The organism is Novosphingobium aquimarinum, from assembly GCF_009746585.1.
Lineage (GTDB): Bacteria > Pseudomonadota > Alphaproteobacteria > Sphingomonadales > Sphingomonadaceae > Novosphingobium > Novosphingobium aquimarinum.
Genome location: NZ_WRPO01000001.1, coordinates 321,040 through 333,257 on the forward strand (window position 1 = coordinate 321,040; position 12,218 = coordinate 333,257).

The window sequence follows — 12,218 nt, forward strand, 5'->3', positions numbered from 1 at the left end:
CGGGCCGGTTTCCGGCCCGGCATGACACAAGCCGGACCGGCTCGCCAGATCATTCCGGCGCGTTCACCTTCGGAGCCGGGGCGAACGGCTTGATCCCGATCTGGCTGTAGATCTCGGTGGGAAAATAGACGTCGCCGCCCCTCACCACCATGGCGATCGTCTTGATCGCCTTGAGGTCCTTCACCGGATCTCCGGGCACCAGGAAGAAATCGGCATATTTGCCCTTCTCGATCGATCCGAGCGTCTGATCCTGGCCAAGGTAGCGCGCCATCCCCAGCGTATCGAGCGCGAGAACTTCGGCCGGCGTCATCCCGATTTGGGTGAAGATTTCCAGCTCGCGATGCAGCGCGAAGGCGCCGCCGAGATCGGTGCCGGGGATCAGCAGGATGCCGCGCTTGTGCATGTCGCGCAGGGTATCGAGGATCTTTGCGTAAGCCGCGACATAGCCCGCGCGCTCGGCAGCGGTCTCGGTGCCGAACAATGCCTGTTTCATGTCGCGCTGCTCGGAGATCGGCATATGCTCGATATAGTCGAGCGCGCCGGGCCAGGGCTTCCCGTCGACCGCGGTGAGGCCGAGTTCGTGGATCGCGATGGTCGGCTCGTGCGCGGTGCCGTTGGCCACCATCATGTCGAGCGTGTGTCGCACTTTCTGCGATTGCAGATCGAGTTGGGGGAAGCGTCGCATCGCGGTGAAGCGGAACAGCGTGCGCGTGTCCTCGCCCTTGTTCAGCACCCACCCGAGCATCAGCTGATTGACGTGGGTGATTTCGTCGAAGCCCGCTTCGATCATTTCGTCCGCGCTGGAAAAGGCGGGCACGTGCCCGGCGACGCGCATGCCGAGGCGATGCGCCTCATCGACCACGGCCGGCGCCCATTTCGGATCCATCGAATTGTACAGCTTGGCTTGCCAGAAGCCGCGTGCGGCATACCAGCGCACGTGATCGATCGCTTCCTGCTCGCTGCGCGCGCGGCGGCCGTGGGCGGCGCTGAATTCGCTCTGCCCTTCGATGAAGCCGCTGCGGGTAACGCGCGGCCCGACGAGTTCGCCCGCCTCGATCCGCTCGATGAGATTGGCGAGGACTTCGTTGTCGTTGCCCATGTCGCGCATCGAGGTCACGCCCGCCAGGACGTTGAGCATCGCCCCCTGCGGTGAAAGGTGCGCGTGCATCTCGTAAAGGCCGGGGATCAGCGATCCGCCCGCGCCGTCGATCACCGTCTCGCCTTCGGTCGCCGGTGACCCGGCGGGGACGACTTCGCTGATCCGCTCGCCGGCAAAGACCACGTCCATCGGGTCCGACATCGCCAGCTTCGCGGGATCGAAGACGCGCACGTTGCGGATGCGCACGGGACCCGCATAGCGGTGCACGCCGTCGGTCTTGAGCCGCGCGAGGTGCTCTGCCTCCAGCTTTTCGGCGAGCGCGCGCAGTTCGGGATCGGCTTGCTCATAGCCTGCGCGCACCACGTCGAACGAGGCATCGGGCTGGGCGAAGAAGTTGCCGTCGGCATCGAGCGTGACGTAGTTCGGTGAGAGCGAGAGACCCGAAAGTTCGTAAGTGACGACTTCCTTCGGACCGCCCTTCCCGTCGACCGTCCGGCGATCGCGCTCGGTCAGAGTCGCGGTTCCGCCCGGAGCGACTTCGAACGAATGGTCGGCATCCGCCAGCAAGGCCTTGGCGAGCATCGCGATCGCGATCGGCGAGCCGTTCTGGCTGACGTAGTACATCGGCGCATCTTTGCCCGCGATCTTCCCGGGACCTGACAGGTCCTGCCATTCCACGCCCTTGGCCGTGCGACGGAAGGATTCCTTCACCGGGTTGCCGAACGTGGTCTTGCCGCTGATCGCCCAATCGGTCGGCACGCCATCGCTATCGAGCTTGAGGGTTTCGGCGATCGTCGGACCGCGCCCATTCTGCTTGTAGTCGTAAACGACAGTGGCTTTGTTGCCCTCTGTGGTGACGGTATAGCGGCCCACGTCGCGCTCACCAAAGACGACTCGATATTCGGTGGTTTCGGCAAAAGCCGGCGCGGAAAGAAGGGCCAGCATGGTGCCTGCAGCAAGAATGGCTTTGCGCATGGATCAGAAACTCCTCGGTTCGGCCCACTCTAGCGTTGCGCAAGAATATTGCGAGGGGTCGCCGACGTTTGGGGAAAATCTTGAGTAGGGCGTATAAGGACGTGCGCAATCGCGTCGATCTGCGCTCGCCAAGGTCAAAGGATTGGCGAGCGCGGTTGAGAAGTCACGCCCGCGATGTGGCATCGCGCACAGCGTCGATGGCGGTCGGTTGCTAGGACGGCCAAGTAAGGCAAGGCCAGGAATGGGAGGGTAGCGCCATGAACGCGCAGATTTCATCTTCGAGCAAGACGGGGAAAGTTTTACGACGCGCGGCATGGGTTTGCGCGGCCGCCGCGTCGCTGGGCATGGCCGCAAGTGCGTCGGCGGCGATCGTCGTCGCTTCGAGCGGGCCCTCTGCGGGCAAGGTCTATCCCGTAGGCAAGAAAGTCGACGAGAATGATCGTATCACGCTGCAAGCCGGCGATTCGGTGACGGTGCTCGAAACGCGCGGCACGCGCGAGTTCAAAGGGCCGGGTCGGTTCCGCGTCGCTCTCCCCGGAGACGCGCCGCGCAACACCGCGTTCAGCGTTTTCTCGCGTAGCCGGGTGCTCGCCAGTCGCTCGACGCTGGGCGGGACGCGCACCGGGCAAAGCTCCGATCTCAGCCCCAATCTGTGGTATGTCGATCTCGATCGTCCGGGGACCTATTGCCTGGCAGACCCATCGGAAATCACCTTCTGGCGGTCCCAGCAGAATGAGGCAGCCCGCTATACCCTCGCGGGTCCGGCCACGGCGCAGAATCTGTCCTTTGCCAAGGGCTCCAGCATGATCGCGACCGATACCCCGGTCGCGGCGGGCGAGACCTATACGGTTTACCGCGAAGGTAACGATGCGCCGGTCGGCACGACCGATTTCGTCATGCTGGACACGGTGCCCGCCGATCCGGAAGCGCTTGCGGAAACGCTGATCACCCATGGCTGCACCGCACAGCTTACTGCGATGTCGACGGCTCTGGCGATGAAGTCCTTCTGAGCGGCCGCTACAAACGCCGCGCAACCGCAGCCCACCGCTTCGGCGCTACTGACGCAAGCCCCTAGGCGCCAATGATCGCCGGCATGCTGGCCATGGCGTCGGGTGCCGCCTCACTCGCCTGAGCCGCCGCTTCGGCCGCGCTCTTCGCTTTCGCGTCGAGCTCGGCCTGGATCTCGTCGGACGTCTTCTTGGTCTGCTCGCGCGCGGCCTCGAAGCGCTCGTCGAACGTGGCCTCGCGCTTGCAGCCGGCGAGCGCCACGACGAGCGTAAGCAGTGCCAGCGTCGATCGCATCAGTAGTTCTTCCGCACGCGGACGTTGACGCTGTTGACCCCCGAGCCGCCGGCCTGGCTCAGCACCGAGAGCCACTTGGTGATCGCGACTTCCAGCTGCGTGGCAGTGAAGCCCCGCGTGTCGGTGATCAGCTCGACGTAAATGTCGTCGGTGATGTACTGACCCGCCGCCAGCGCGGTGCCGCGACCGGTTTGTTCGTCCGGTCCCAGAATGCGCAGGCGATCGATCCCCGCAGCGGAGCGCAGCTTACCGAGCGGATTGAGACCGCCACCCGAACCGCGCAGCGAGTTCAGCGAGCTTGCGAGCTGGACGGCCTGGATCGCCGAAAGGTTGGCGATCGAGCTGCCGAACAGAATGCGCGCCAGGATTTCGTCCTGCGGCAGACCCGGGACCGATGCGAAGGTGATCTGCGGATCGCTCGCGCGGCCCGACACGTTCACGTTGACGGTGACGTCCTCGATATCTTCGGTCGCGACGATGCGCACCGTGGGATCGATCGTCTGGCCGCCGGTGAACTGGACGACGCCTTCCTGCAGCTCGAAGGACTTGCCGGCAAAGCCGAGCGTGCCGCGGATCAGTTCGACTTGCCCTGCCAGCGTCGGCGCATCGCTGGTCCCGGCAACGGTGAAGTTCGCGCTCCATTCGGATTCGAGGCCCATGCCCGAAACGTAGAGTTTCTCAGGTGCCCGCAAATCGATATCGAGCCGCAGCTTGGCAAAAGTGCCGGTCATCGATTCCGCGGGTTCCTCGCCCGTGATCCGCTGACGACCGCGTGGAGGCTTGAAGCGCACCCCGGTCAGCCGCGGAACTTGCGCGGCCCCTTCGCGAACGATCGTATAGCGGGTCTCGGGCAAGCGAAGCTGGCCGGAGAGAAGCGCAAGCTGTCCCGCACTCTTCGACAGACGCAGCTGGCCCGACGCCGTCGCCGAGATCATTTCACTGCGTGCGAGCCGCGCATCGTCGAGAGTGACCGCGATGTCCATCGGATAGCCCGCATCGGACGCCAGACTGACGTAGCCGCTCGCCTCGACCGTACCATCGCCCGCCGAGGCATTGAGCCGTTCGAGCTGCAGCCGGTTGCCATCGAACCGCGCCACGACATCCATGTTCGACAAGCGCGTGCCGTATGTCAGGTTCTCGTAAGTGAGGCCTTTGCCACGCACCACGCCCTGCAGGCATGGATCGGCGACCCGGCACGAGAAATCGACTGCCACGCCGATCGGGCCCGACAAGCGTTGGTCCTGCTGTCCGGCAAAGGAGAACAGCGTATCGGCCGGACCGTTGTAGCGCATGCCGCCGCTCAGCGGCGCGCTCATCAGACGCGTGTTCCACGAGCCTTGACCCGGCGGAAGCGGCTTCAGCGATGCAACCATGCGTCCGATCACGGTGCCGCGACGGCGCATCACAGCCCGCGCCTCGCCGCCTTCGGGCAGCAACTTGCCGACGAAGTTGACGTCGATCGGCTGGCTCACCGAAGCCGCGGTGGTGCGCGTGAAGTTGTCGAGGTGGAGACGGGCATCGGCACGCGGGAAAGCGGCGGAATTCGCCTGCTCGAAATCGAGGCTGCCGCTGGCGGTGCCACCGATGCCGAGACCGGGCGAGAACGCGTTGACCAGCGCCATGTCGACGTTCTCGAGCCTGCTCTGAAGCTTCATGCCGTCGCCGTAGGTACCGGCCAGCTTCACCGTACCGCCGCCCAGGCCGATCGCGGTCGGAAGCAGCTCGTACGTGCCGTTCTTTGGGATAATGCGAGCCGGGGTCTTCGTGTTCAGATCGATGCCGCGCACTTTGCCGTCCAATGCGACGCGCCAGAGTTCGGGCTTCAGATCGGCATTGGCGGCGACGCGGAACGGCACCCCGCTGTTGCCTTCGAGCAGCGCCTTGGCATGGCCGCGACCATCCCGATAATCGACCAGCACGCGCGCGGCGGTGATGCTGAGCGCGCCATAGCTGGTCTGGGCAATCTGTGCATCGGCGACGATCGCGGGCTGGTCGTAAAGCACCGCGCGGCCATCGATGATGGCAGAGCCGATCGCGAGATTGGCCGGACCGGCAAACACCGTGTTGTTTGCGCGCAGATTGAAGTCGACCGCCTGATAGCGCCCTTCCGCACCGAGCTTGACCAGACCGCCCAGGCCATTGCCGTTGGCGGTCAGCTCGCCCGTGAACGGCCCTGCCCGGCTTTGCACGATGCGCCCGGCGAAATCGACACCGGACAGATTGGCGCTGTTGATCTGAACCGCGAGCGCGTTGCCGGTTTCCAGCACGACGTCGGCCTTGAGCGGGCCGTAATCGGTATCGCCGGTCAGAGCCAATTGATAGCCACCGCGCACGCCGTCGATCCGCGCATCGAGATTGGCGAGACCGATGCCGAGGTTGGGCTTCTCGGCGGTGATATGCGCGTTGGGATCCGCGATCGTTCCCGCGACGCGCACGCCGATCTTCCCGTAGCGATCAGAGATGCCGTCAGCGGTCAGCGTGATACGGCCGTCGGGCGAGTAGCTGCCGGATCCGCCGACAATGCGCAGATCGGGCGCTTCGAGCCGCAAGCGATTGAACCGAGCGACACCGTCGTCGCCGTAGCGAACATCGCTCGACGCCACAAAGTTGCCGCCGAGGTAGCTTTTCATGCTCTCGTTAAGCAGTTGCGTCGACCGGGCGCGCACGCTGCCGACCAGTGCGAAGCCCTGACCCTCGGTCTTGAGGTCGATGTCCGTCTCGATATTGAAAACGCCGACGCTTTCGACCCGGTAGTTGTCGATCCTGCCGTCGATCGCGCCGGTATAAAGGCCCGTGCTCATGTCGGCGAGCAGGATCACGTTGGCATCGATGCGATCCGAACGCACCCGCATGTTGTCGGACAGAATGCGCGGACCCGAAATCGCGACATCGCCATCGAGCCGCACGTTGGTGAGCGAGCCGCCGGCCACCGTGTCGAGGCCGGTGATCCGCCCTGCGCGTGCCTCGACCGGGATGAGGATGCGGTCCGAATTGACGGTCGCATCCCCCGTCGCCGAGAAGTTCTCGAGCCCCATGTCGTTCATCACGATGCGGTTCGCGTTGATCGCGTACTGCACACGAGGCGTCGCGAATGCACCGTTCAGCGTCAGCATCGCCCGCAGTCCGGAGCCCGAAAGGTTCTCTGCCAGCGCGGAAGGCTTGAGCAGAACGAAGGCGAGCTTGAAGTCATCGAACGTGTTGTCCGACAGATCGATCGTTCCGTTGGGCGACGCGGTAAAGGCATCGGAGAACACGCGGCCGGACAGGGTCGCGCTGCGCTCGCCCATGGCCGTCACCAGATCGAGCGTGGTGACCGGACCAAGCAGCTGCGCGGTCGGGCCATCGAGAAGCCGCGCGATCTGCGTCGGCCCCTTGATGCCGAACGTGCCGTCGCGCGCGGTCAGCGCGAGCCGGGCAAATTCGCTGCCCGCGAGATTGGCGTCGAACCGCCCGTTCCAGGCGTTCCAGTCGCCCTTGCCCACCGCCTTGACTTGCAAGGGCTGCGTCAGGCCGGCGAGCGCCGCGATCATGCCATCCGCGGGCGCTTTGAGATCGAGATCGATCGCTAGGCGGTTCTTGGCAGGCACTGCGTCGAGCAGGAGTTTGAAACGATCGCCGCCCTTGGCGCCTTGCGCCGCTACGGTGCCGCCATTGGCATTGATCTGCGCGCGGCCGTCGGAAATGTGCACTTCGGCATCGATCTTGGCGATGCGCAGTTCGCCCGAGACCGGTGGTTCGGCGATGAAGCGTTCGATCTGGAAGCGATTGACGTCGATATCGAGGTCGGGAAGCAGCGGCGCGTCGCTCGGCGGCGTCTCCTTGAATTCGGGAACGCGGCGCAGGATCATCCGCTCGGCCGTGGCGGAGCGGACGTCGACGTGGTTCGAAAGGTACGCGAACGGTCGCCAGTCGATATGGATTTCGGGCGAGAACAGGAATTCGCCCTTGGGATCGCGCACCGAAAGATCGTGCAGCGTCATTTCGCCGTAAAGCGATCCTTCGATCCGGCCGACGCGGATCTTCATGCCGTTCTCGAACTCGAGCGCTTCGATCTGCTTGGCGACGAAGCGCTTGCCGGGTCCGGTATTGATCCCGAAGATGACCAGGGCGATGAGCGCAACGAGGCCGAGCACGATCGCGGCGACCGTCTTGGCTGCGCGAATGCCCCAGCGCCGCCGGCGCGAGGGCGAGCCGCTCGTCTCGACCTGCTCTTCGGTGGTCACGGTCTCTTCGGGCGGGGTTTCGGGATCGGCCATCAGAATGCCTGCCCGATCGAGACGTAGACGTTGATCAAAGACTCACCCTTGCGTCGACCCAGCGGAGTCGCGACGTCGAGACGCATCGGTCCGAAGTTGGTGTAGAACCGCCCGCCGAGACCGACGCCGTAGCGCATGTCGGAGAACTGCGGCGTCGTCGCCGCGTAAGACTGGCCGGCATCGACAAAGCCGACGATGCCGAAGTTGCCCCAACGGTAGCGGACTTCCGCCGCCGCTTCGTTCAGGCTGCGCCCGCCGATCGGATCGCCTTCTGGATCGAGCGGGCCGAGCTTCTGGAAGCCGAAGCCGCGCACCGAGCCGCCGCCGCCCGAATAGAACCGCCGCGACGGCGCGATGTCGAACAAGTCCGCGCCTTGTATCGTACCGAAGCGAACGCGGCCGGCGAGGACGAAGCTGTTGCCGATGGGATAATAGGCCGAGCCGTCGATCCGAGCCCGGACGTACGGATTGAAGCCCCCGCCAAGGGACCCTTCGGGCTCGATCAGCGTGGTAAGGCGGAAGCCCTTGGTCGGATTGAGCAAATCGTCGCTGGTGTCGAGGCCGAGCTGCCCCGAGATGCCGCCGATGTAATACGTCCGCCGGCGTTTCTCGCCGGCATCGAAATCGTACGATTTTTCGGCCGTGCCGATCAGCTGCACACCGTAGGCATACGTGATCCGCTTCTGCCACAGCGGCGTCGAATCCCGGCTGATGCGAGCGGCAAGGCGGCCGGTATAGGCGTTGAAGGCATCGTAATCGGCGCGAAGGGCTTCGGCGGTGACTTCGAACGTGCGATCGCGCTTCCCGGCATTCGACCGGCGGAACGTCACGCCCGCTCCCTGCTGCTGAGTGCCGGCGATGCCATGCACGATCAGCGCGCCTTCGGGCGGGAACATGTTGCGATGCGTCCACGATCCTTCGAGCGTGAAGCCCTGACCCGCCGCGTAGCCGGCGCTGCCGCCGATCGTGCGCGGTGGCCCTGCATCCTGGTTGACGTCGATGGTCACGAACTCGGTGCCGTCGCCCGCAGCCTCTCCGGTTCGCTTCGGCTCGACCGAGACGGTGGAAAGCAGTCCGGTAGCAACCAGCGCCTTGCGCAGATCGTCGACCATGCGGCTGTCGTAAAGTTCGCCGCGCTCGAACCGCGCGAGCACGCCCACGTGTTCGGCATCGAACGCGAGATCGCCCTCGGTAGCAAAACCGCCGAAGCGGGCGCGCGGCCCGACCGTGACCGGAAGGGTATAGTCGCCGCCACCGGTATCGGGATCGAGCAGAATGTCCCGCTGGCCGATTTCGGCGAAGGGATACCCGTTCTCGGGCAGCGCGAGCGCAAGCTGAGCCTCCGCCCCCTGCACGCGCTCGGCGACGATCGGCTCGCCCACGGTGAGCGCGAAGTTCTCGGAGATGAGATCGGCCGGCTCGGTCGGATCGGCCTCGATCTTGATATCCGTGAAGTTGTAGCGCTTGCCGGGCGTAACTTGCAGCACCGCGATCAGCGGCGTGCCGTCTTCGGTTTCGGAGCGGTCGATCCGCGTCGTCACCGATGGGCTGTACCAGCCTTGCGACGCGAGGATCGTCTTGAGCAGTTCGCTGTCCTCGGTCAGCCGTGCGGACAGCATCGCGACATTGGCGGCTTCCCCGTCTCCATCGCGCAACGCGGACAAGCCCTTGAATTCGCTTTCGAGATCGAGGTCGGTTTCCTCGTCGACAGCTTCGAGGCCGTCGATCTTGGTCTTGTATGCGATCTTGACCGGCTCGGCATCGTCGGTCGCATTTTCGGCGAACTCGACCGGCTGAACCTCGAACTGATCGAGCGGCGGCAAAGGCGCGCTCAGTTCGGCATCGCGGACGGGCGCGTCGCCGATCTCTTCGGTGCTGTCGCCGTCGTCCAGAGCGGGCTCGCCAAGCGGAGCGTCACTATCCGCATTCGCCGCAGTGACAGGCTTTTCGCCGGCATCGCTGGCGGCCTCGCGCGCGAGCCGCTGTTCGAACGCATCGATCGATTCGAGCGGCTTTTGCAGCTCGTCGTCATCGGCAGGATCGAGCGAAGGGATCGTATCGTTGAACTCTTCGTCCGGAATGATCGGCTCGACTTCGGGCAGGCCCGCGGGCTCGGGCGGCACGGGCACGTCGCCCGCACGCAAATCGTCGGGCTCCGCCGTCGACAGGGTGTCTTCGGCCACGACATCCTTGCCGGACACATCGGCGGACGCTTCCTGCGCCGCAGCCGAGGTGGCGGAGAGGATCAAGGCTAACGTTATGATTCCTGAACCAAAGAGGGGCTGGATGGAACCTCGCAGCCGCTCGGTCATTTGCTTCGACGTGCCAAGTATGATCTGCTTCCCCATGCCGGCAATCCGGCGGCGCGGACCCCATCCGATCCGTAATCGCACGTGAACTAAAAAGTTCCCAAAATCAATCACCGAGGGCCCAAATGAGCGAAACCGCTACATCGCCGAAATCCAATCCCGGCGCGACCGCGAGAGCCCCCTGGAAAATGCCCGCCAAGGCTTGGTGGCAAATCGCCAAGCGCGTCTACGTCATGATTGGTTTTCACGAATTGGGACTGCTCGCTGCCGGTCTTGCTTTCTTTACATTTCTTGCGCTCACTCCGCTGATCGCGGCAACCGTCATGATGTACGGTCTCGTGGGCGATCCCGAGACCGTGCAAAACCAGATGCAGGCGATCGTCAACGTAGTACCGTCCGATGCCGCCACTCTCATCGAAGAGCAGTTGCTGCAAATCGTCAGCACCAGCTCGAGCGTGACGGGTCTGGCGCTGGTTATCGCGCTGTTCTTCGCCATTTACGGCGGGATGCGCGCCGCGAACGGCATGATCAGTGCCCTGAACATCATTAACGACGAGCATGAGACTCGCAGTTTCATCACGATCACTCTTCGCGCCGCCGGCCTCACTCTCGCGGCGATTCTGATTGCGCTGACCGGCGTGCTCAGCGGTGGCGTGTTCGCCTGGCTGCAGACGCAGACCAGCGTGTTGCTCGGCGAATCGACGCAGTTCCTGTTCAAGATCCTGACGTGGAGCGCTGCGATCCTGCTCGGCACCACGGGTTTCGCGCTGATCATGCGCTACGGCCCTGACCGCCGGCCGGCGAAGTGGAAATGGCTGACGCCCGGATCGTTGCTGGCCACCATCCTGTGGATCGCGATCTCGTTCGGCTTTTCGCTCTACGTGGCGTATATCAGCGACTACAACGCGACGTACGGCTCGCTTTCGGCGATCGTCGTGTTCCTCATGTGGCTGTTCCTGAGCGCCTATGGCGTGCTGGTCGGCGCGCTGCTCAATGCCGAGATCGAGCGGCAGATCGTCATCGATACCACGATCGGCCCCGACCGCCCCGTGGGCGAGCGCGGCGCGAGCCTCGCCGACGTCGTCGACGATACCGTCCCCACGACCGAATCCCTCGAAAAACGCCGCCGGCGCCATGCCGAGCGCGCGCGTCGCAAGCACGAAACCGACGACGAGTCGCTCGAAGCCGAGGCCTAGGAGCCCCGCACGCAATCCCACAGCGCAAACGCGAGTACGGTAGAATTGCGATTGTCCGACTTCGGGCTTGCATCGGAGGGCAGCGGCGAACAGCCGGGGCGTTGAAATTCCGCCCAAGCATGATCGGGGACCTTATCCGCGCCGAGCCCGCCTTCTTTCGGCCCCCCTGCTTCGGGCGAGAGCACCGCTCCGCCCCTTGGCGGCGGAGCCGAAGCTGCCTATCGCACACCAAGCGAAGAGGAGCCCCCAGCCATGTCGAACCCCAGCGCCGTTCTCTACGAAGCCGTCGAGGACGGCGTAGTGCTGATCACGCTGAACCGACCCGAAATTCGCAATCCCATTTCCGATCCCGAGATGATCGAGGCGCTCCTGACCACTCTTGCTCGACTCGACAGCGATCCCGCTGCCCGAGTCGCGATCCTGACGGGAGCAGGCAAAGGCTTCTCATCCGGCGGTAATATTCGCGAGATGAAAGCGGGCGGCAATCTCAACGCCGGGTCGCCGGTGGCGACGCGACTCGCCTACAAGCGCGGAATTCAGCGGTTGCCGATGGCGTTCGCCGCGCTTGAAGTGCCGGTCATCGCCGCGGTCAATGGCGCGGCGATGGGCGCCGGCTGTGACCTGGCGTGCATGTGCGACCTCAGGATCGCCGCCGAGGGCGCCGTCTTCGCTGAGAGTTTCGTTAAGCTTGGCCTGATTGCGGGCGACGGCGGATCCTGGCTGCTGCCGCGCGTGGTCGGCTGGTCGAAAGCGGCGGAAATGGCGCTGACCGGCGATCCGATCGATGCCGCCGAGGCGCTTTCGTTTGGGCTTGTTTCCAAAGTCGTCCCGCCAGAGCAATTGCATGAGGCAGCTCTCGCCCTGGCGCGACGGATCGCAGCCAATCCGCCGCATGCCGTGCGGATGACCAAGCGGCTGCTGTGGGAAGGCCGACGCGCCGATCTCGCGACAGTGCTCGAAATGGCAGCGGCGATGCAGGCAAATGTCCACATGACCCGCGATCATGCGGAAGCGGTCGACGCATTTCTGGAAAAACGCCGCCCCGATTTCGACGGCACTTGATTACAATGTGAATTCATCA

7 protein-coding genes are annotated in these 12,218 nt (G+C 64.5%); 3 read left to right on the forward strand and 4 right to left on the reverse strand.

Going from position 1 to position 12,218, the window contains the following annotated elements; genetic code table 11:
- Positions 1-49: 49 nt before the first annotated feature.
- Positions 50-2,074, reverse strand: coding sequence for an amidohydrolase family protein (locus GQO94_RS01600; protein WP_156839388.1), 2,025 nt, complete (start codon positions 2,072-2,074; stop codon positions 50-52).
- A gap of 257 nt (positions 2,075-2,331) precedes the next feature.
- Here GQO94_RS01600 and GQO94_RS01605 point away from each other — a divergent pair, with 257 nt between their 5' ends.
- Positions 2,332-3,084 (forward strand): hypothetical protein, encoded by a 753-nt coding sequence (locus tag GQO94_RS01605; protein ID WP_198045742.1) that lies wholly within the window; start codon positions 2,332-2,334, stop codon positions 3,082-3,084.
- 61 nt (positions 3,085-3,145) lie between these two features.
- Here GQO94_RS01605 and GQO94_RS01610 read toward each other — a convergent pair whose 3' ends face one another.
- The 3 genes from GQO94_RS01610 to GQO94_RS01620 are packed head-to-tail and all read right to left on the reverse strand — an operon-like array spanning position 3,146 to position 9,881.
- Positions 3,146-3,376 (reverse strand): hypothetical protein, encoded by a 231-nt coding sequence (locus GQO94_RS01610; protein ID WP_156839390.1) that lies wholly within the window; start codon positions 3,374-3,376, stop codon positions 3,146-3,148.
- Positions 3,376-7,632, reverse strand: a complete 4,257-nt coding sequence (locus tag GQO94_RS01615; protein ID WP_156839391.1) for a translocation/assembly module TamB domain-containing protein — start codon at positions 7,630-7,632, stop codon at positions 3,376-3,378. Before GQO94_RS01615 ends, GQO94_RS01610 begins: the two co-directional genes overlap by 1 nt.
- Positions 7,632-9,881, reverse strand: coding sequence for an autotransporter assembly complex protein TamA (locus tag GQO94_RS01620; RefSeq protein ID WP_332310808.1), 2,250 nt, complete (start codon positions 9,879-9,881; stop codon positions 7,632-7,634). The genes GQO94_RS01615 and GQO94_RS01620 overlap by 1 nt, the downstream gene beginning before the upstream one ends.
- 185 nt (positions 9,882-10,066) lie before the next feature.
- Between GQO94_RS01620 and GQO94_RS01625 the strand changes: the two genes are divergently transcribed.
- Together GQO94_RS01625 and GQO94_RS01630 are read left to right on the forward strand one after the other, a co-directional pair.
- Positions 10,067-11,137, forward strand: coding sequence for a YihY/virulence factor BrkB family protein (locus GQO94_RS01625; protein ID WP_156839392.1), 1,071 nt, complete (start codon positions 10,067-10,069; stop codon positions 11,135-11,137).
- 252 nt (positions 11,138-11,389) lie between these two features.
- On the forward strand, positions 11,390-12,199 hold the full coding sequence (locus GQO94_RS01630; RefSeq protein ID WP_156839393.1) for a crotonase/enoyl-CoA hydratase family protein: 810 nt from the start codon (positions 11,390-11,392) through the stop codon (positions 12,197-12,199).
- Positions 12,200-12,218 lie beyond the last annotated feature (19 nt).

Excerpts from the sequence above, each read along its gene's own strand:
- GQO94_RS01600 (WP_156839388.1), bottom strand. The coding sequence starts at position 2,074 with ATGCGCAAAGCCATTCTTGCTGCAGGCACCATGCTGGCCCTTCTTTCC.
- GQO94_RS01605 (WP_198045742.1), top strand. The coding sequence starts at position 2,332 with ATGAACGCGCAGATTTCATCTTCGAGCAAGACGGGGAAAGTTTTACGA.
- GQO94_RS01610 (WP_156839390.1), bottom strand. The coding sequence starts at position 3,376 with ATGCGATCGACGCTGGCACTGCTTACGCTCGTCGTGGCGCTCGCCGGC.
- GQO94_RS01615 (WP_156839391.1), bottom strand. The coding sequence starts at position 7,632 with ATGGCCGATCCCGAAACCCCGCCCGAAGAGACCGTGACCACCGAAGAG.
- GQO94_RS01625 (WP_156839392.1), top strand. The coding sequence starts at position 10,067 with ATGAGCGAAACCGCTACATCGCCGAAATCCAATCCCGGCGCGACCGCG.
- GQO94_RS01630 (WP_156839393.1), top strand. The coding sequence starts at position 11,390 with ATGTCGAACCCCAGCGCCGTTCTCTACGAAGCCGTCGAGGACGGCGTA.